Origin of the sequence: Stenotrophomonas sp. (assembly GCF_032099025.1) — a bacterium.
In the GTDB taxonomy this organism is placed as follows: Bacteria; Pseudomonadota; Gammaproteobacteria; order Xanthomonadales; family Xanthomonadaceae; genus Stenotrophomonas.
Window position 1 is genome coordinate 53,126 of sequence record NZ_DAMCID010000020.1, and the last position, 20,611, is coordinate 73,736.

The following is a 20,611-nucleotide window of genomic DNA, read 5'->3' on the forward strand; positions in this document are numbered from 1 at the left end:
GGAGATTGTGGCAATGATCGTAGGAATCGATCTCGGCACGACGCATTCGCTGATCGGCGTGCATGACGGTCATGGGGGACGGCTGTTTCCCAATGCGCACGGCGAGCTGCTGACGCCGTCGGTCGTGAGCCTGGACGGCGACACGGTGCTGGTCGGCCAGGCGGCGCGGGAGCGCCTTGTGACTCACCCGGAGCTGACGGCGGCGACCTTCAAGCGGCAGATGGGCACCGACCATGAGAGCACCCTGGGCGGGCGCCGATTCCGGCCGGAGGAGCTGTCCGCGCTGGTGTTGCGGTCGCTGATCGCCGACGCGGAAAGCGCGCTCGGTGAAAAGGTCACCGAGGCGGTCATCAGCGTACCGGCCTACTTCAGCGATGCCCAGCGCAAAGCGACGCGGGCGGCCGGCGAGCTGGCCGGCATCCGCGTCGAGCGGCTGATCAACGAACCTACTGCTGCTGCACTGGCATATGGGCTGCGCGACCGCGAAGGCGAAGGCCGTGTCCTGGTACTGGACCTGGGCGGCGGCACGTTCGACGTGTCCCTGCTGGAGCTGTTCGACGGCGTGGTAGAGGTGCATGCATCGGCGGGCGATACCTTCCTGGGTGGCGAAGATTTCCTGGAGGTGCTGCTGCAGGCATTCGCTACCGATACCAAGACCGATCTCAAACGCTTGCCGGCATCGGAGCTGGCGCGCCTGCGCCAGCAGATGGAGGCGTTCAAGCAGGGCCTGTCGACCCACGGCGACAACCGGCTGCAGATTCAACTGCTGGATGCGTCCATGGAGTGGAGTTGCACGGCGGAGCGGTTCGAGACGCTCGCCGCACCTCTGCTGCAGCGCATGCGACTGCCCATCGAGCGTGCACTGCGCGACGCCCGGCTGGTGCCCGGCGACATTGATGACGTGGTGCTGGTCGGCGGAGCGGTACGCATGCCGATGGTCGGCCGGCTTGCTACGCGGCTGCTGGGTCGCTTGCCTTTGCGGCACATCCATCCGGATCAGGCCATCGCGCTCGGTGCCACGCTCGCGGCAGGATTGAAGGATCGCGCCATCGATCTCGACGAGGTCGTGTTGACGGACGTTTGCCCCTACACATTGGGCATCGATGTTTCCCGGGTGGACGAGCGCGGTCGATACCATCCTGGCTACTTCCTGCCGGTGATTCCACGCAACAGTGTGGTGCCGATCAGTCGCGAGCAGTCGATCAGTCCGGTGTCGGATAAGCAGAAGGTACTGTCGATCGGGGTCTATCAGGGCGAGCACCCGGTAGTGGAACGCAACATCGCGCTGGGCCGGCTGGAGATTCCAGTCGATCCAACACGCGGGGGCGATGGCAGTTTTCGTGTGCGGTTTACGTACGACGTCGATGGGCTGCTGCAGGTGGAGATTACCGATACCAGCAACGGGCATCGGCACGACCTGGTCCTGCAGCGCAATGAAAGCGCACTGGACACTGCGCAGATCCAGACACGCTTGGCCGCACTGCAGGCCTTGAAGGTGCACCCCCGCGAGCACCTGCCCAACGTCGCACTCATGGCGCGCGCCGAGCGGGTCTACGCGGAGTACATGGACAATCGTGACCATGTCCAGGCGTGGCTCGCGCAGTTCCGATCCACGCTGGAGAGCCAGGATACGGCGCGCATTTCCGAACAACGCGATGCATTCACTGCCGCTCTGGACGCGTTGGAAGCCGAATCATGAGTGCAGGCGAGGAGCTGCTGGAGCTTGCTGAACAGGGCGATGAGCGTGCAGTGAAACGTGCCTACGCACGCCTGTTGCGTTGCAACCGGCCTGATGATGATCCTGACGCGTTTCAGGATCTGCATGCCTGCTACCAGCACGCGCTTGCGATATGCCGCAGTGTTCCCGAACAACTATCCGATGCGCCGCCTGCGCTGCATTTGCCTGTACCGGCCGTTGGCACACCAGAGGTTGCCAGGCTCGAAACGACATCCACTGCGTTGGATCCGGACGTAGCAGCGCTCGACATCCTCCAGCAGGCTGCCGTAGTGGGCGCAGCGTCATTGAGCCAGTTGCTGCAGGAGCGTGCCCTGGGCTGGTCGCTCAAGTTCCGGGTCGACGTCGGCTGGGCACTATTGGAACGCCTGCATCACGAGCGTCCACCGGTATCTGAGGCAAACTTCGGCACGCTGATGCAGGCGTTTGACTGGGATGACATTGCGCTCGACCTGGATCCGTTGTGGCTGGCGACAGTGGCCCGCCGTTGCCGGCAGGCATGGCAGCTGCTGCCGGAATCGCGTGGCGCACTGCGCATCGTTTACGAGCGTTGCAGCGAGCGTTACCTGTCCGCGCAGGAGACCGATGAAGCGGTCGCGCGATTGCGCGAGCCGCGCCCGCGCTGGCGCAATCGCCTCGACGCCGCCCTGCCCATCCGTGCCCGTGACACCCCCTTTCTGCTGGCCGCGCTGGAGTACTGGCCAGAAGAAGAAGTACCGACGGGGCTGGATCCGGGCCAGGTCGGCTTCTGGGCGAGGTTTGGCGATGCATCCCATCCTGTCCGCCTTCGCTACAGCGCACTTCGCTGCGCCATCGTCGGGCTGTTTCTGGGCGCGATCACCGCGTGGGGTGTCAACGCCAGCCCTGCCATAGGCGCGTTCAAGGGATGGCTGTTCATCGCCACCGCTACCCTGATGGTGCCTGCCGGCTGGCTGCTGGTCCTTGGGTTCAAGGGACTGTTGCGTTGGCAGTGCGTGCATGAAGACGAAGCGCGCGGACCGGCTTGGCTGCGTTGGGCGTTTCTGCCGTTGGCCGCCATTGCGGTGGGCGCGGCGATGTGGGCGCAGCGGGCGCAGGGAATAGACGGGCTCCTTCTGATGGCGCTGGACCGCGCGTGGGTATTCGGGTTGGCCCTCATTGCGATGACGCGTGCCAGAGTGCGTGGCCCGGACCCGGAAGGCGAACCCAACGGTCTACCGCTGGTCGCCGGGATGATCTGGCCGCTGGCGGGCATCGGGATGTCGCTGGTGTTCTGGGCAATCGATCTACGAAGGAACATCGGCAAGCGTTGAGGGTAGGGTTGGTTCCCAAACAACTGCCGACCGTGCGTGCGATCCCTTAGACGCATGGACATCTGCAATCGCACGGCCGGTGGAGCCGCGATGCCGATCACTGCAATGCCATCACCGGATGCGTGCGCAGGGTCGGCGGTGGTGCTCTTCCGCGTCCTGCGGCCGCACCACGTGTGCATCCATGCACGTCTCCGATTGGGATGCGACCCTACCAGCGGACGCGGTCGGAGCCCTGGGCGGCGTGGTACCACCCCGGCCGGCAGGCCACACGCACCACCGGCGTGAGCGTACGCAGCAGCAGGCAGCCGGGGGCGATCTGCACGCTGAGGCGTGTGCCGGTTTCAATGCCCGCCGTGGTCATCCACATGCCGCGCAGGTGCAGCGACGGGATCAACAATTCGTCGGGCGGCGGCGCACCGTCGTGCTGGCGCAGTGCGCCGGTCAACACGGTGCGGGGCGTGCGCCAGTGGTAGATGACACGCGGCTGGGTGCCGGCGGATGGATCGCTCTCATGGTCGTGCATGGTAGGCCTCTCCTGGATGTCTCCCTCGCCGGAATGGCGAGGGAGTCGGGAGGCTAAAAGCCGTTGCAAGAAACGGTGCGACGTATTTCCACGAGGGTGTTGTATTTCGCCACCCTCCCGACGCATTACATCAAGCTTGCAGTGTTGCTGAGCTTTTAGACTCAGGGCCTACCATGCGTACGCGGAGACCATAGCGGAAATCGGTTGTATCTGTTGAGGCGCGCAGCTTGGATGGCATCGCCTACCACCTTGTCGGGAATGAACTGCATGTACCTGCAAGTCATTGCGCACCAAGCAGATCGCGGAATGTGATGCGCTGCGCAGCGCGCTCCGTAGCGACACCAGAAAACGATCTGCTGCATATTTTTCGATGCCGTTTTCGGCATGCACCGCGCTGATGCCTGTGCACGTACACCGGGTGGGGTGGGTTCCCAAACAGCTGCCGGGCTGGGCGCGGCGTTACGCCACGACCAACGGTCGTGGCCTACCGTGCCCGTACCGCGCCGGCGCACGACATCATTTTTCCTTGCGCCAGTTGAGCGAACCGCGGTTTTCCACCGTGCTCGATTCCACTTCGATATCGAAGCCGCGGCGCAGCAGGTACTTCAACGTCAGCACCGAACCGCTGCCCACCAGCGAAACGCCGTAGCCGACGTACAGCTTGGGCGAGATGAACTTGCCCACGCCAATCACCGAACCGCCCAGCGCGCGCGACTGGCTCACGCCGGCGTCGTCCAGGCCGAGCTTGGCGCCCAGCTGCGAGGCGAGCAGGCCGCTGCCGGCCGACAGCGCCGCCGAGGCGGCGTTGACCTGCTGGGTCTGGTCGCTGCTGGCGCCGGTGAGGCTGCGGCCCAGCACCAGGAACGCGAGTGCTTCGGACTGCGACATCGTCGGGTCGGACCACACGTCCACGCGCGGCGACTGTGCGCGCCCGGTCACGTCGATACCGGCGGTGACATCGCCCACGCGGCGTTCGGCGCGGATGTTGATGCGCGGGTCGGAAACGGCGTTGTAGTTCCAGTTGAGGTTGCCGCGGGTAATGGTCAGGTCCTGGCCATAGGCCTTGTAGCGCCCGCTGACTTCCAGCGCCCCATTGGCGGTCATCTCGCGGCCCGGCCGCGACCACACCTGCATCTTGCCGCCGAGCCCACCCTTCAGGCCGAAGCCGGCCATGCGCACGTTGTCGCCCAGGCTCACGGTCAGGTCCATGTCCAGTGGCAGGCTCGGACCCTCTTCCGGGTCGGCCGGGTCCAGCACCACCACGTCTTCGGACACGGACGTACCGCGATCCAACCGCTCCAGGTCCAGGTCGGCCTCGGGCACGTGCACGGTGCCGCGCAGCTGCATGGCCGCCTTGGCCAGGGTGAAGTCGAGGGTGGGGTTGGCGACGATGCGCAGTTCCGGCGTATTGGCCAGCAGCACGTTTTCGCCGTGGATATGCAGCTGCAACGGCTGCGCTTCGCCGAACCACGACAGCCCGCCATCGACGAACAGCGTGCCCTTGCCCGAGTTGGCCTGCGCCTTGATCACCGCCGAGCCGTCCGGCTGCGCGGTGAAGGTGCCACTGCCCTGGTCGAAGGTCAGCCCGAGCGCCGGGAACTCCCCCTTGAACTTGCTCAGCTTGGCGTCGCCACCGAGCGACGGCGTGCCGCGCGTGCCGCGCAGGCTGACGTGGCCCTCGATCAGGCCGGTGGGGCGAACGATGTCGGGCGAGAACAGCTCCAGCCAGTACAGGCGCGACATGTTGAGGTACAGCTCGCCGTTGAGCGGGGCGTTGGCGTCCCAACCGGTCTGCACCTTGGCGTCGACGAAGCCGTCGCCCTGGAAGCCCACACCCAGCTTGGCGTTGATCTGTGCCGGGGTCATCTCCAGCGTGGCCGAGAACTGGTCATAGCGCACCAGCTCGCCGCGCGCGTTGTCACCCAGGCGGATGCCGCCTTCCAGCGAGGCGATCTTGGCGCTGCCTTCCCACGCATTGCCACGCGGGCGGATGCGTCCGTCCAGCGTGATCTCGCCGCGCAGGTGCAGGCGGCGCCCGGACTGCGGCGGCAACCACGGCTGCACCAGCGCCAGCGGCAGCGCGTCACCGCGTACCACCAGCCCATCACGCGGCCAGTTGGCGCTGGCGCACAGCGCGCCGCCGGTGGCCGCACCCAGGCAGGTGTCGCTGAGGGTGAAGTTGCTGCCCTGGATGCCGAACGTGGCTGGCGCACGCAGTGCCCACGCATCGCCCTTGACCGGCGCGATCCGCAGCGCGGCAAGATCGCCACGCCATGCGTTCCCCTGCTGGCGCACGCCACCCTGCAGCGCCACGGCACCCAGTTCGTTCTTCGCCTGCGCGTCCAGGCGCAGGTTGGACAGGCTGCCGCGCGCATCCACGTTGAGCGTGTCCAGCAGCATGCCGACCTGCACGCTGGTGCCCTGCAGTGCCAGCGTGCCGGCATCACCCTGCCACGGCAGGCGACCCTTGAGGCTGATCGATTGGGCGCTCCAGTCCTGGTAGCGCAGCCCGCTGCCGACCAGGTCGGCGGTGATGTCCGGCGCGGTGCGCGGTCCGCGCACCTGCACCTGGCCACGCAGCGTGCCGGTGCTGCCGGGCATCAGGTCGTCCAGCTGCACCGGTTCCAGCTGCGCCTGCACATCCAGGCGGTCGCCGACGCTGCCACTCGCGGTCAAGCGGCTGTTACCCACCGCCAGCCGCACGTTGCCTTCGCCCTGCTGCCCGCGCAGCGCGAAGCGACCCTGCGCGTCCACGCGGCGGTTGCGCAGCATGCCGTTGATGCCAGGCACGTCCACGGTGGCCTCGTACGACGCGGCCGTGCCGGCGGGACTGCCTGCCGGGGTCGGCAGCTGCCGGCCTTTGGAGGCCAGCGCGCCGGACAGCCGGCCATCCCAGCCGGGCACGAAGTAGCCCGGGTCGAAGGCCGCCAGTTTGGCGGCCACGTCCCAGTCCAGCTGCGGGGCCCAGGCGACCTGGCCGGTGACATCCAGCGCGCCGCCCGGGGTCTTGGCCTGCAGCTGCTTGATCTGCGCGGCGGTGTCGCTGCCGCGTACGTCGAACTGCAGGTCGGCCGACTGCTGCTCGCGCTCGACCGACGCCTTGCCCACCGCAGCCCACGCCTTGAGCGTGCCGGCCAGGCCCATGCGGGCCTCCTTCAGCGTCACCGGCACCGGCTTCGCCGCGCCCGGGGTGGTGGGGTCGGCGGCGGGCACGAACGTCAGGTCATTGGCGATGATCGAGAAGCGCAGGCTGGCGTTCTCGCGGTCACGGAAGTCGGCCGTGCCCTGCAGGCGTGCCTGGCCACCGAAGCCCTTCACCACCAGCGGTGAGACGGTCAGCACCTGGTCGGCCAGCCCTACCCTGGACGGCGCCAGTTCCACCGCCAGGTCGCCCTGCTGGATGCGGCCCTGCAGGTTGGCCTGGCCGCCCTTGCCGTCGGCCTTGAAATCCAGCGACAGCGGCGTGCTGGTGCTGGCGTCCATCCCCGGCACCAGCAGTGCCAGATCCAGTTCGGTGCTGCGCGCACTGGCTTTCCACACCGGTTCGTCGCGCCCTTCGAACACCAGGCTGGCCTGCAACGGTGCAGGCGCATGCCCGGCCACCGCGATCTCCATGCGGTCCAGGTCGCCGCGGGCCACCAGGCCCAGCCGTGCCGGCGTACGGCCGCGTGGCGCCGGCAGCACCGCACCAATGGTGATGTCGGTGGCGTAATCGTTGCGCGGTACGTAGCGCCCGTCCACGCGGAAGTCGCCCCGGTCGCTGTCCACCTTGAGCTGTTGCGCGCGGAATTCGCCAGTGGCGATCTCCAGTCCTCCGCGCAGCCGGGTGATGTCGATCAGTGGTTCCTGCGCCTGCGTGATGCGGAACCCGTCGATGATGATCGTGTCGGCCTGGATCGCGAGCGGCATTTCAATCTGCGGCAGCGATTCCGGCCACGACGGCATCTCGAACGGTTCATCGCTCTTGGCCAGGTTCAGCGTGGCGTTCTTGATCTGCAGCGCATCGAGCTGCAGCTTGCGGCCGAGCAGCGGCCGGATGTCCGGGTCCAGGTAGGCACGCTCGGCGGTGAAATGAATATCGTCGTAGCGGAAGTCCAGGTCATGCAGCACCAGCGGCCCGGCGACCGGGCCGTCCACCTTGCTCCAGGTCAGCGTAGCGCCCACCGGCAGCCGCGCCACCACCTGCGCCAGCAGCACGTCACGCCCCGCCACCGTCTGCAGCAGCCAGTACACCAGCAGCAGCGCCAGCAGCACCAGCCCCAGCACGGTGAAGCCCGACCACGCCCAGAACCGGCGCTTGCGGTAGAAGCGGACGCGCGGACGCGGCGTGGGGGTGGACGACGGTGTTGGCGTGCTCACAGATCCGCTCCCACGCTCAGATACAGCTGGAACTGCGAATCCGGATTGTTCAGGCCGTGGGCAACATCGACGCGGACCGGCCCCACCGGCGATTTCCAGCGCACGCCGAAGCCCACGCCAGTGTGCAGGTCGATGGTGTTGTCGAAGGCGCTGCCGGTGTCGACGAACACCGCCCCGCCCCATGGGCCGCCCTTGAAGTAATGCTCGTACTCGGCCGAGGCGGTCACCACGTTCTTGGCACCCAGCGCGAACTTGTCCGGCGGCGCCGTACGCGGGCCGACCTCACGGAACGCGTAGCCACGGATGCTGCGGTCGCCACCGGCGAAGAAGCGCAGGCTGGGCGGCATCGCCACCAGGTCGCTGGTCCAGGTGGTGCCACCCTCGCCGCGCAGGATCAGCCTGTCGGCCTCGCCAACCGGAATGAACCAGCGCAGCATCACGTTGGCCTGCACGAAGCTGGTGTCCGAGCCCGCGCCTTCGATGCCGCCGCGCAGGGTCGCGCTGCCACTGATGCCACGACGTGGCGCCAGCCGGTCGTCCACATTCACGTAGTCGGCCACCAGCTGCGGGTACACCAGGGTGGAGGTGTTGTAGATCGCGTTGGTGAACTCGGTGCCCGAGGCGTAACGCCAGCGCTCGCGCAGTGCGTTGATCGAGGCGATCGCGGTCCAGTTCTCGTTGATCTCGCCACTGCGGCTGCCGGACAGCTTGAAATTGCGCAGGTCGATGTAGTCGGTCTGTTCGTCGTACGCACTGGCGGTCAGTGCGTACCAGCCATCCAGCCACTTGAACGCGGGCACCCGGTAGGTGGTGACCAGGCTCTTGCGCTTCTGTGCGTAGTCCAGCTGGGTGTTCATCTTGTGGCCGCGGCTGTTGACGAAGCGGCGCTCCAGGCCGCCACGCACACCGGCGCCGCTCTCGCTGCCGTAGCTCACACCGGCGGTGTACACCGTGCGCTTGGCGCGGGTCAGGTTGACGTCCACCGGCACGTTGCCGTTCGCATCGGCCTGGTCGGGCAACGGCTGGATGTCGATCACGCTGAAGTAGTCCAGCTTGGTCAACGACTCGCGCAGGCGGTCCAGCTTGCCTTCGTGGAAGTAGCTGCCCTTTTCCCAGTACACCAGCGGATCAAACAGCTTGGGGTCGAAGTAGTCTTCGTGGAAGCGGATGTCGCCCATGTTGTAGCGGCGGCCGCTGTCCCAGCTGAGGTCGATGTCCGCCGCATTCTCGGCGCGGGTGATCTCCACCCTGCGCTGGGTGAAGTCAGCGTCGAAGTACCCGCGCTCGGCCAGGCGCCGGGTGATGGTGACCCGGCTGGCGTCATACAGCGTGTGCTCGAAGCGCTGGCCCTTGCGCGGGCGGAAATTCTCCAGGTCTTCCTGCAGGTACTGGTCCAGCTGTGCCGGGCCGGTGATGTCGATGTTCTCCCGGCGCACCAGGGTCGGCGGCCCCTTCTCAACATGGATCACCACGCGCAGGTTCTCGCCCTCACGCGGGCTCTCGACCGTGATCACCGGGTTGTAGAAGCCGAACGGCTCCAGGGCCTGGCGGGTCTGGCGTTCGGCCTGGGAGAGCAGGTACTCCAGCCGCGATTCGCCCTGCGCTTTGCCGATGGTGTCGTACAGCGACAGCGAGACCTCGATGTTCTCGATCATCTCGGCATCGTCGCCCTTGTCCAGGCCGGTGATGTCCACTTTCTCGATGGTCCCGCGCGCATGCGCCGCCGGAACGGCGGCGAGCAGGAGGAAAATCAGCGGCAGGGCGTATTTCAGAGGCGGCATGGGCACAGGATAGCGGGATACGGCGGGCCGGCAAAACGACATGGGCATCCCGTGCTGGACCAAGCCCATTGTCGTCAGTTGACGGGTAGGCCGCTGTGAAGGCCGCATGATCCGCGTCGGCGGCCGCCTCACGCCCGGCGCGTCACCAATGCCGCTGTGGCTCCAGCCTCGTCCTGAGTTCCTCCCACGTCATGGGCGGCGACACGAAGATGTCATACGGACCGCAGGTCGCGATCCCCGATTCGATACTCACACTGAAGAACTCGGCACCCTTGGACACGTAGTAGCAGTCGCGGACGCCCTCGCGGTACAGGAATCCGAACACGCAGGCATCGGCATGCAGTTCAAGGTTCACCTCGCCCAGCGCCACGTCTTCGGCGGATCGGGCGTTGGGCACCTTCATGCAGACAACGCCGTGGCCCTCACCGTCCCCGAGATACCCGTATGTCAGATAGTCAGCGAGCTTATACGAGAGGGTGCTGCGGAATGCGGCGTGCTCGTCTGGATCCGCCGCGCAGAACTCCAGTGGCCCACCCTCAAGTCGCGCCAGTTCATTCAGGGGAGGACCGGCACCCCCCGGTCTGCCTGCGCAGACCGGGGAAATGCTCACGCTGTTCGAGGTAATTCCTTCAATGGGCATGTCAGTCTCAAACGGGCAGCTGCGGTTCCCACAGCTTGGGAACGGGCTGCTTGGGAGGGTGCTTCACCAGGAACTCGTCGACCCAGGTCTTCTTGCCTTTGGCGTCGGCGAACAGTGTGGTCCACTCGGTGTCGGCCAGTTTTCTCATTTCTGCCTCGGTCTTTCCAGCCTTTTCCCAACTTTCCCTGTTCTTGTTGAAGATGACATCCACCTTTCTGGCCCGCCACCAAGCGGTTCTCTCGGGGTTGTTTTCAAAGCGGTAGAAGACCTTGACCTGCATACCGGGCATGCGGGCGATCATCTCATTGAGCCGTCGATCGCAGCTTCGCGTGCACGGGTTCATTTCCGACACGATGTTGAGGGTGCCACCGAGCCCGTCGATCGTCACGCCAGTGGGACGCCACAGGACAGCGTTCAACGCGGGCACCGCCTGGCCCACCGCGCGGTAGAAGGCATCGAGAATCTTGCCTTCGCTGCACGAGCGGATCTGGTACATGCGGTAAGGGACGCCCGCCTTCCATGTCCTGACATTGGCCGGCAGCAGCCCGGAATCGCCGAATAGCTTTCGCAGCTCGGACGAATAGTCGGCATTGCTCAGCAGAAGGATCTGATCGTCGGTGAGGAGATGGATCGGGGTTTTGACCCGCTTGGTTCCCTTGGGGCCGGGTACTGTGACAACCAGATCCGCTTCCTTCAGGATGATCAACTTTGACGCTTGGCCTTCTTCAAAGTACCGACCCGTGACGGGCCCAAGATCGCTGCCCCCTGCGTAATATTCATGGTATTGAGCAGACACCTGTGGAACATTGAAGGCCTCCGTGTCAGGCACCAGTACGTATCGGGTGGGCGCGCCGGGCAGTACCCCGTCTGTTCCCAGCAGCGGCCGTCCATTGCCACTGAGCGCCGTAGACTTCAGCGGGAACGTAGACGGCAGTTCCAGCCGCTGCCCGTCGTAGGTGATATCCGACACCGTATAGCCTGCCACGTTGCCGATGTCGAAGCTGTCCAAGTCACCAAACGACCGCTTTTCCAGTTCCTTCAGGCGTGCGGCGGCGGTGTCGTCCATTTCCTCCACCGTCTCGTCCATCCTGATCCCCTTGCGCTGGTCAGCCTTCAGCTTTCTCAGGTCCGCCGCCTGCTTGTTCAGGGCGTCAAACTCCACCTTTTCAGCCGAGTAGTAGAGGTCTTTCCTCTTGAGCGAGGCGTGGGTCGTGTCCATCAACTGGGTCACCGCATCACGCACCGCCCTTTCCTGGGGGGAGATCGAGATGGACGGAAGGAAAGGATCAGCCGGTACCGGCCCGCAGTCGTCCGCGCGCTTGGCCCGCCCACCCGGCGCCCTCGGCAAACTGCATACGGCCACGATCGGCGAGTTCTTCATGTCGTCCAGCACCGCGCGGCGCAGATCGATCGGCTCCGCAAGCCCCCCGGACCTGCCCGGCATCGATGTCCGCTCGGCAGGCGTCAGCTGCTCGAATATGCCCTCCTGCCAGGTCGCGTACACCTTGCCCGTGGCGTCAGTAGGAAGCTCGCCAGCGCTGCCGGCAAAAACCAGCTTGACCTCCGGCACGTCCGGGGTGGACGCGGTCAGCAGCAGTTCGACGCGGTCACCCTCGACACTGACCGCCCTCACATCCCGGCCCGGCAGGACCGCCTTCAGGTGGATGCCGAGCTCGTTGACCTGCGCGAGGGTATGCACGTTGCCTTGGATGATGGCCTCACGCTGCTGGCTCTGCGCCCGGTTGGCCAGCACATTGGACACGGCCGTCTGGATTTCCGGCGGAAAATCCCAGGATTCCAACTGGTACTTCTGCTGCACAGTGGCGCTGTTCACCAGTTCCTCGGCCTCGGCCTTGGTAAGGTCGCGGTAGTGCTTGACCAGGTTGTCGGCTGCGGTGGGCAGGTGGTGCTGCAGGGTGAGCCAGCGCTGCCAGCTTTGCAGGCTCTGCGTCGGGTTGGCGCCAATCGTGCGCGCCAGCTCCGCACGCACGGCCTTGGCAAGCGTGGCGTCGTCGGCTTCCGGCGGCAACCCGAGGCGGCTCAGCAGTGCGCCGTGGTCCGCGGAGGCGATCATCTTCTCCAGGGTGGGCAGATCCCTCGGGTTCTTTACCTTTACATGCAGCCCTGGGTTGCCGTTGCCGAAGCGGGCCAGCTGGGTCCACTCGCGCCCGACGATCGTATAGGTCACAACGCCCTTGCCGTTGCCCAGCTTTTCACTGTCGGCCCAGGCCCGCATGATCATTACTTCGTCGCCAGGAAGCCCCAGCGAACCAGGTTTCTCGACGATCTCCGCGATCCGCAGCTCCATCAGGTATTTTCTGACGACCTCCTGCACATGGGCGTTCGGCTGCGTCAGCGTGAGATGACCAAACATGGCTTCCAGCTCGCTCTGCCGCGCAGGCGGCAGCAGTTCGGCCTTCTCCAGGTCATTCGTCGCCCAGTCCGGCGAGCCCGGCCGGTTGTGCGGCGTGGTGGCACCGCGAACGGTGGGCGGCTCGTCATTGCGCTGCCAGCGGCCGTTGTGGAATTCCACCGGCGCACCCACGGCGGCGCTGTCGTCCGGATCGCGCAGGCGCAGCGTGCCATCGGCGTCGGTGTAGACCTCCACGAAGCTGTTTTCCTGCTTGATGTAGTGCCTGTTGTCCTGCTGGTACAGCTGGGCACCGCTCTGCTGCCGGCTGCCCAGCATGGGCAGGTCGGCAAATTCCCCACGCGGGCGCACGAAGGCCTTGTTGACGATGCCGTCGGCTGTGAATGCACGCCGCTGCTTCAGCAACTGCGCCAGGCCGCCCGCGGCATCTGGCAGGGTGGTGAACGCCTTGCGACCCAGCTGGAACAGCAGCGAAGACAGCCCCTTGACCTCCAGGATATCGAGCGCGTCGAGCCAGTTTTCAAGGATGGACCAGATCGCCTCGTCGTCCTTCCCCTTCCTCAGCAGGTCGGTGGTTTCATGAATGCCTTTGGCCACCACCGCCAACGTGGTGGCAATGCACAACGCGGCGCCCACCCCGCCCGTGCCGATCGAGCAAAGCAGGCCCGCCATGATGGTGCCCACGAACTGCAGCGTCTCGCCAATACGCTCAAGCTGACTGACGGTCCGTTCGTCGACGTCTGCTATGCGGCCTTCGATCATTTTCCTGGCGGCGTCGTCCGGGCCCTGCGTCGGGCTGAAGCCGATGGCGATACCCGTGCTGCTCCTCACCTTGGTGAAAGCCAGCGCCACGATCGGATGATCCACAAGCGGCGTACGCGGGAGTACGTAATCTTCTCCTTCCGATCGGCTGAGCCAGGTACGGAACTGCTCCAGGGTGAGCAACTGATCGCCATTCAGCGTATCGGTCAGGAAGATGTAGCGGACGCCTCCCGCCTTCATCGCCCACACCCCCCGGATCTCCACGCCCGCGAGCGTAACCGCCTTCAGCGTCGACCGTGTTCCGTCCTGGGGTGACAGGCCTGCGTGTGTGCGCTTCAGGGCCTGATAGGTGCCGTGATCGATCACGCCGCTGTTCCAGGCCACCTCGATCATCCAGGCTGTGCGCACCTGGATGAGCCTGCCAAGCGCAGCGCTCAACTGCTGCCCTCCTTCGGTCTTCTCCTGCGCGACCAGATATTTCTTGTAGTCCTCGGCCAGGCTGTTGGTCTGGGAGAACTCTTCCATGACCGCAAAGATCGCGCGCAACGCCTCGCCATCCTGCACTGCGTCGGTCATCGCATGATCGATGCTGCCGTCGGCATGGTAGGCCTCGATGTGCATTGCAGCGAGCTCGTCGTCGCGCGGCCACGGCTCGGGTTCCACCCGCTGCCGCGGCCCGCCCGGCACGTCCGGGAAACCCTCACTGACCTGTACCGGCAGCCACGGCCGTTCCAGTCCGCTGCGTTGCAGGCCGTTGGTCATCCAGTCGGTGAGGCACATCGTCAGCTCACCGATCTGCAGTTGAATCCGGTCGGGATCGAGACGGTCCGGAACCGCAATGCGGTGCACCTTCAGGTACGTCTTCAACGCCTTGGTCACCGTGGGGTTGGCATGCCCGCGCAGCGTGGACAACACGCTGACCAGCAGCGCCGAGTAAGCGCGCTCGGCCTCTGTATTGGCGATCCCCAGCGGGCTCCAGTGCAACCGGTTGTTCTCCAGCTGCCTGGCGGCGAGCGTGGTTTCATGCGCCACCAGCCCGGCTGCCCAGCGCGCAAACGCGTCGGCCGACGATGTCGACGACTCGAACGCCAGATCGAAGCTGGTGCTCGGGTTCCAGGCCTCCAATGACCTGTCGCCGGACTGGAACCGCACGTACCTCGATTCCCAGTTCCGCACCCGGTCGAGGACTGCTTCGCGCTTGTCGGGAGACGCGGCACGGGCGATGTCGTCGGCCAGGGTCCGGTCAAAGACGTGGCCGTTGACGGCCATGTCCCGTTTGGCACTGCGGGTGTCCATGAACGCGCGGAAGCTGTTCTCGTTGTCGAAGGTCTGCAGCGTGTCCAGGTCCATCCGGTACACGACCACCTTCCCGTTGAGCTGCTCATCGGCGCTGGTGCTGCGCAGAACGAGATGGTTGGGCAGTGGGATCCTCACCTGCGTGCCGTCGGGCAACGTGTCGACATAGATCAACGGCGACGACTGGACGTCGGCCGCGCCGTGCACGAAGTCGAGCACGATCTTGGCCGCGTACAGGTAGGCCTGGCCATTTCCTGGCGCGCCGACGTTCTTGGCCTTGATCGCATTGATGATCAGCTTGGTCTGTACCAGCTTCTCCAGCACCGGCCGGCTCGCCTCGACCCGGCTGTCGATCGCCTGGTCCAAGCGGGCGCATTCGGGGCTGCCAACGAAGGCGTTCAACAGGCGCGCCTCCTGCGCGCTCACCTCCACACCGTTGCGTTTGAATACGCCCCCGCCCCATGCCTGCTTCGCGCGCGTCAGGCAGTACGCCAGCAACGGCAGGTGATCGTCCACAGGCTCACCGGGAACGAAGGTCGCTGCGGACGGCGCCAGGTGCACCTCGATGTCCTGCCATGCCCCGCGCCAGCCAGCCTTGCTCAGCGCGGCATCCATCTCGGCATCCGGAATGGCGTCCAGTGCGGTCAACTGCTGCTGCAGGTCTTCCAGGTCATGCAGTTTCAGGGCAAGCAATTCACGCTCGGTAGCCGGTGCCTGCGCTACCCATTCCCAACCCGGCTTGCCCGCCAGCTCGTCGGCCACGGCGATTGCCCACAAACGGATGTCCCGCATGCGCTGCTGCAGCGAGGCCGCGCCGAGCCGGTCCAGCTGCTCGCTGCTCAGCCCCAACTGCCGCTTTTCTTCCTCGGAGGTCACGGCAGCGTCGCTGGCCACCGCGTCATCAAGCACGCCCACTGACGCGTCACGGCGTTGGCGGCCACTCCGCGCTTCATGCGGCGCTGCCACCACGTCCAGACCTGTACCCCAATCGCCGTTGGGCAGTTCAAGCACCTGGTCGATCACCACGTCGATCAGGTCGTCCGACGAGATCAACATCGTCTCCGTTGGTCGCAGCGCGTTGTCAATGGCAACGCCCAAGGCAGTGAAGGCGACGCTGGTCAGCACATCGGTGACCTGCCGGTTCGTGCCTGGGCGTCGGGCTCCCCCGATCACGCCGAGCGCCGAATTGAAGAGCCCGGCGGCAACGCCAGCAGCCTGGCCCGGGGATGGCAGCGCGGTCTCCCCCAACAACCCCATTTCCACGTCGGGCTGCTGTCCTCGCGCCCCCCCGTCCCGCTGACTCGTCAGCTGGTAGCCGCTGAAGCCGTTGGCGAGCGTGGTCCCGGCTCCCGCAAGCCACGTGAGCATGTCTGGCATTGACAGCCAGCCGCTGCTTTTCGCGTCGTCCGCCTGCAGCCCACCAGCGCGCGGAAGGGGCGCAATCTGCCCGCCCCGCGCTGGCTGGCCCGGCGATCCCCACGCAGCTTCGGCGGCCGGTTGCAGCGGAGGCGCGATGCGCGGTCGACGGGGTGCGATGCTGCGGTCGAACGCATGCTTGTGCGCCACCAGATGATCTTTTTGCTCCCGGGTCAATTTCTGCTTGGGTGCAGTCAGGTCAGGGGCGTGCGGCGCGTCGGCAGCGGGGGCTAACACCGCACCGCCAAGGGCGTTCAACCCCGTCAGTCGCTGCCAGTAATCTGGCAGCTTGGCAACGAAGCCACTCACACCCTGCAACGAGGCGGCCGGCGACGGCAGCCTCGATTGCACGTACCAGAGCAGTGCAGCCACGGCCAGTGCCGGCCCGGCGTGACGGATGTCCAGCTCCGGGGTCAGGGCCGCGTCTGCGTCGCCAACCCAGCTGTGAAGCGTTTCCAGGCTGCTGCGGACTGTTGCGGGCAGCGCCTGGATCAAGGCTTCCACCTCTGCCTGGCTGCGCAATGACGGCATCATCGCCGCCACCTGTGGCAGCACCGTCAGCATGCTGCTCCAGTTGCGATTGTAGATTGAATATCCCGTCCCCCCGAAGGCGGCAGCGCCGGCACCCCACGGCGTTGCGGCGGAAAACAACCGCCAGAGTTCGCGATTGAGTCCCCCGCGCACTGCGCTGAGTCCAAACCCGACGAGGGCACTCTGGAAAGGATTCGACGCAGTGTCACGAGCGGCGCAAGCCTCCGCCAGCGCCCCGATGATATCGGCCCGCGCGGCCGGATCGCTCGTGACAGCCAGTTTCGTCCTCATCACTGCTGCCAGCCGCGCTGCGCAGGGATCGTCGATTGCTTCAATCTCCCCGAGTACGGCGCTTTCTTCCGCGCTGAGTGGAATCGGGCTGGGTGCCTGCCTGGGGGGAAGCAAGGGCGCGCCATTGGCAACAGTGATCGGAACGGAGGTCTCTTCAGGCGGTTGCGAGGCAAGAATGTGGAAGCGGTTGCGGGTTTCAACGGGGGTGGTGCTGGAGGCGGTGGCAGCGAACGGCGTCGGCATGTCGGCGGGTATTCCGTGGAGAACGGGGGAGGCGTCGTAGCGCCCCTGAGTGATCGCCAGTTCCAAGGCGCCCGCCGATCTTCACGGCCTCGCCGCCGCCACCGATTTCATAAATCGATCGATTTTCAGAAAGGACGATGCTTCGCTCAATCAATATTCAGAGTCGTTGCACTGCATTTCGCTTGCACGTGTCGAATGCGCAACAAAAAAGCGCCCGGACATGCCGGGCGCTTCAAGGACTTCAGCAACGATTGCGTGCGTTCGCGTCAGCTCGACAGATGCTCGATCGCCGCCACGCTACCCAGTCGGTCACCCAGGCGCTTGAGCAGCGCCAGGCGGTTGCCCCGCAGCGCCGGATCGTCGGCATTGACCATGACTGCGTCGAAGAACGCGTCCACCTGCGCCCGCAGGCGGGCAAGACGCGCCAGCACGCTGACATAATCCTTCTGATGCAGGCTGGCATTGCTGTCGTCGATGGCAGCTTCCACGGCTTCGGCCAGTTCGCTCTCGGCCGGCTCGGCCAGCAGTGCCGGATCGACCATGCCCGGAATCTCGCCCTCGGCCTTGCGCAGGATGTTGCGGATGCGCTTGTTCGCCGCCGCCAGTGCCTCGGCCTCGGGCAGGGCGGCGAAGATGCCGATGGCCTCGATGCGGCGGTCGAAGTCGTACAGCGACGCCGGCTTCAGCTCGGCTACCGCGTTGAAGTGGGTGGCCGGCACGCCCTTGTCGGCGTAGTAGCCGCGCAGGCGGTCAATGATGAAGTCGTAGAGCTCCTGCGGCAGCGCCTCGGTCTTGCGTTCGGCGCTGGGCTGCACGGCGGCCGGCAGCCCGCCCAGCGCGGCACCCAGCAGCGCGCGCAGGTCCAGGTCGAAGCCCGACTCGATGATGGTGCGGGCCAGGCCCAGCGCGTTGCGGCGCAGCGCGAACGGGTCCTTGTTGCCGGTCGGCTTCAGGCCGGCGGCGAAACCGCCCGCCAGCGTGTCCACGCGCTCGGCGATGGCCAGCACCTTGCCCAGCGCGGACAGCGCGATGTCATCGCCACCGAAGCGCGGCTGGTAGGCCTCGTCGATGGCCAGCGCCACCTCCGGTGATTCGCCACCGGTCACGGCATAGTGGCGACCCGCGATGCCCTGCAGTTCGGGGAATTCATTGACCATGCGCGACTGCAGGTCATTCTTGGCCAGCACCGCCGCGCGCTTGGCCAGCACCGGGTCGGCACCCACCTGCGGGGCGATCGCCTCGGCCAGCGCGACCACGCGCGCGACCTTGTCGGCCACGCTGCCGAGCTTGGCCTGGTAGGTAACGGTCTTCAGCCCCTCCCCCATCGACTCCAGACCCTGCTTGAGATCTTCATCGAAGAAGAACTTGGCGTCGGAGAAGCGCGGGCGGATCACCCGCTCGTAGCCCTTGGCCACTTCGGCCACATCCTTCGACTCGATGTTCGCGATGCCGATGAACTTCTCGGTCAGCTTGCCGTTGGTGTCCAGCACCGGGAAGAACTTCTGGTTGATCTCCATGGTCTCGATCAACGCTTCCTGCGGTACCGCCAGGAACTCGCGTTCGAAACTGCACAGCACCGGCGCCGGCCATTCGACCAGGTTGACCACCTGTTCCAGGTTGTCGTCGGTGATGCGCGCCTGGCCACCTGCCTTGGCGGCTTCGGCATTCACCGCCTCCACGATGCGCGTGCGGCGCGCGTCGGCGTCCACCAGCACGTAGGCGGCCTGCAGCGAGCTCACGTAGTCGTCCGGCGAGGACAGCCACACGGTCTTGTCGTGCATGAAGCGATGGCCGCGGCTCATCCGGTCGGAGGTCAGGCCCAGCAGCTCGGCTTCGATCACATCCTTGCCGTGCAGCAGCACCAGCCAGTGCACCGGGCGGGCGAACCCATAGGCGTGGCTGCCCCAGCGCATCGGCTTGGGAATCGGCATGGCGGCGATGGCCTCGGCCAGGATCTCCGGCAGCAGCGCGGCGGTGCGCGCGCCCGGGGTCACCGAACGGTGCACGAAGCGCTCGCCCTTGGCGTCGCGGGTGCGCTCCAGCGCGGTCCAGTCGATCCCGGCCTTGGCCGCGAAACCCTGCAGGGCCTTGGTCGGCTGGCCATCGGCGTCCAGCGCGATGTTCAGGTACGGGCCGAGCACTTCACCGTTCTGCTCGGGCTGCTCCACGGCCACGCCGGGCAGCAGCACCGCCAGGCGGCGCGGGGTGGACAGGGGCTTGGCATCGCCGCGGTCCACGGCCACGCCACGCTTGGCCAGGCCGTCCACGACGCCATCGAAGAACGCCTGGGCCAGGCCCGGCAGCGCCTTCACCGGCAGCTCTTCGGTACCCAGTTCGATCAGCAGCGGCAGCATCGTGCTCATGCCTGTACCTCCTTGGCGGCCACCGCTTCGATGCGCTTGGCTTCATACAGTTTCGCCACCGCCTGGGCCAGCGCGCGCACGCGCAGGATGTAGCGCTGGCGCTCGGTGACGCTGATCGCGCGGCGCGCGTCCAGCAGGTTGAACGAATGGCTGGCCTTGCACACCTGCTCGTAGGCCGGCAGCGGCAGGCCCACCTCGACCAGCTTCTGCGCTTCCTTCTCGCACGCGTCGAAGCGGTGGAACAGTTCTTCCACGTCGGCATATTCGAAGTTGTAGGTGCTCTGCTCGACTTCGTTCTGCAGGTACACATCGCCGTAGGTCACCGGCGTGCCATCCGGACCGTAGGTCCAGACCAGGTCATAGACGTTGTCGCAGTTCTGCAGGTACATGCACAGGCGCTCGAGACCATAGGTGATCTCGCCCAGCACCGGCCTGCACTCCAGGCCACCGGCCTGCTGGAAGTAGGTGAACTGGGTGACTTCCATGCCGTTGAGCCAGACTTCCCAGCCCAGGCCCCAGGCGCCCAGCGTGGGCGATTCCCAGTTGTCTTCGACGAACCGCAGGTCGTGCACCAGCGGGTCGATACCCAGCGCCTTGAGCGAATCCAGGTACAGCTGCTGGATGTTGTCCGGGCTGGGCTTCATCGCCACCTGGTACTGGTAATAGCGCTGCAGGCGGTTCGGGTTCTCGCCGTAGCGGCCGTCGGTGGGACGGCGCGACGGCTGCACGTACGCCGCATTCCAGCTTTCCGGGCCGATCGAGCGCAAGAAGGTGGCCGGGTGGAAGGTGCCCGCACCGACCTCCAGGTCCAGCGGCTGGATCAGCACGCAGCCCTGCTGCGCCCAATACTGGTTGAGGGTCTGGATCAGGCCCTGGAAAGTGATCGGAACGTTCTTCGTGGCGGCCATGCGGCGGAGTCTTGCCTGCTCAGGGGGTGCGCTAGTATAGCGACGGACCGCGCGCCGGCATTCCAGGCAACCGCCATCACGCCGTGCAGCGGCCGCTCCG

The 20,611-nt window shown here is 66.0% G+C and carries 9 protein-coding genes; 2 read left to right on the forward strand and 7 right to left on the reverse strand.

All coding sequences use genetic code 11. The annotated features are described in order from the left end of the window. Positions 1–13 precede the first annotated feature (13 nt). Both RT456_RS14270 and RT456_RS14275 read left to right on the forward strand, forming a co-directional pair. Entirely contained in the window at positions 14–1,699 is a 1,686-nt protein-coding gene (locus tag RT456_RS14270; RefSeq protein WP_313347720.1) for a molecular chaperone HscC, read from the forward strand. Beyond that, positions 1,696–3,027, forward strand: a complete 1,332-nt coding sequence (locus RT456_RS14275) for a hypothetical protein (RefSeq protein WP_313347702.1) — start codon at positions 1,696–1,698, stop codon at positions 3,025–3,027. The genes RT456_RS14270 and RT456_RS14275 overlap by 4 nt, the downstream gene beginning before the upstream one ends. Before the next feature lie 208 nt (positions 3,028–3,235). On the opposite strand, the gene RT456_RS14280 is transcribed toward RT456_RS14275, so the two are convergent. From RT456_RS14280 to glyQ, 7 genes are all read right to left on the reverse strand, one after another. Further along, positions 3,236–3,550 (reverse strand): SymE family type I addiction module toxin, encoded by a 315-nt coding sequence (locus RT456_RS14280; RefSeq protein WP_313347703.1) that lies wholly within the window; start codon positions 3,548–3,550, stop codon positions 3,236–3,238. Positions 3,551–4,066: 516 nt separating this feature from the next. Further along, complete coding sequence (locus RT456_RS14285; protein WP_313347704.1) at positions 4,067–7,909, reverse strand: translocation/assembly module TamB domain-containing protein; 3,843 nt, start codon at positions 7,907–7,909, stop codon at positions 4,067–4,069. Continuing rightward, positions 7,906–9,690: an autotransporter assembly complex family protein gene (locus RT456_RS14290; RefSeq protein WP_313347705.1), complete on the reverse strand. Its 1,785-nt coding sequence runs from the start codon at positions 9,688–9,690 to the stop codon at positions 7,906–7,908. The genes RT456_RS14285 and RT456_RS14290 overlap by 4 nt, the downstream gene beginning before the upstream one ends. Positions 9,691–9,832: 142 nt before the next feature. Continuing rightward, the gene (locus tag RT456_RS14295) at positions 9,833–10,093 is read right to left on the reverse strand and encodes a hypothetical protein (RefSeq protein ID WP_313347706.1); all 261 of its coding nucleotides are present in this window, start codon (positions 10,091–10,093) and stop codon (positions 9,833–9,835) included. Positions 10,094–10,337: 244 nt separating this feature from the next. After that, entirely contained in the window at positions 10,338–17,306 is a 6,969-nt protein-coding gene (locus RT456_RS14300) for a hypothetical protein (protein ID WP_313347707.1), read from the reverse strand. Between the two features lie 200 nt (positions 17,307–17,506). Further along, positions 17,507–19,603 (reverse strand): glycine--tRNA ligase subunit beta, encoded by a 2,097-nt coding sequence (gene glyS / locus RT456_RS14305; protein WP_313347708.1) that lies wholly within the window; start codon positions 19,601–19,603, stop codon positions 17,507–17,509. Next, positions 19,600–20,511, reverse strand: a complete 912-nt coding sequence (glyQ, locus tag RT456_RS14310; protein WP_313347709.1) for a glycine--tRNA ligase subunit alpha — start codon at positions 20,509–20,511, stop codon at positions 19,600–19,602. The genes glyS and glyQ overlap by 4 nt, the downstream gene beginning before the upstream one ends. Positions 20,512–20,611: the final 100 nt, after the last annotated feature.

Excerpts from the sequence above, each read along its gene's own strand:
- RT456_RS14280 (WP_313347703.1), bottom strand. The coding sequence starts at position 3,550 with ATGCACGACCATGAGAGCGATCCATCCGCCGGCACCCAGCCGCGTGTC.
- RT456_RS14270 (WP_313347720.1), top strand. The coding sequence starts at position 14 with ATGATCGTAGGAATCGATCTCGGCACGACGCATTCGCTGATCGGCGTG.
- RT456_RS14290 (WP_313347705.1), bottom strand. The coding sequence starts at position 9,690 with ATGCCGCCTCTGAAATACGCCCTGCCGCTGATTTTCCTCCTGCTCGCC.
- RT456_RS14275 (WP_313347702.1), top strand. The coding sequence starts at position 1,696 with ATGAGTGCAGGCGAGGAGCTGCTGGAGCTTGCTGAACAGGGCGATGAG.
- RT456_RS14295 (WP_313347706.1), bottom strand. The coding sequence starts at position 10,093 with ATGAAGGTGCCCAACGCCCGATCCGCCGAAGACGTGGCGCTGGGCGAG.
- glyQ (WP_313347709.1), bottom strand. The coding sequence starts at position 20,511 with ATGGCCGCCACGAAGAACGTTCCGATCACTTTCCAGGGCCTGATCCAG.
- glyS (WP_313347708.1), bottom strand. The coding sequence starts at position 19,603 with ATGAGCACGATGCTGCCGCTGCTGATCGAACTGGGTACCGAAGAGCTG.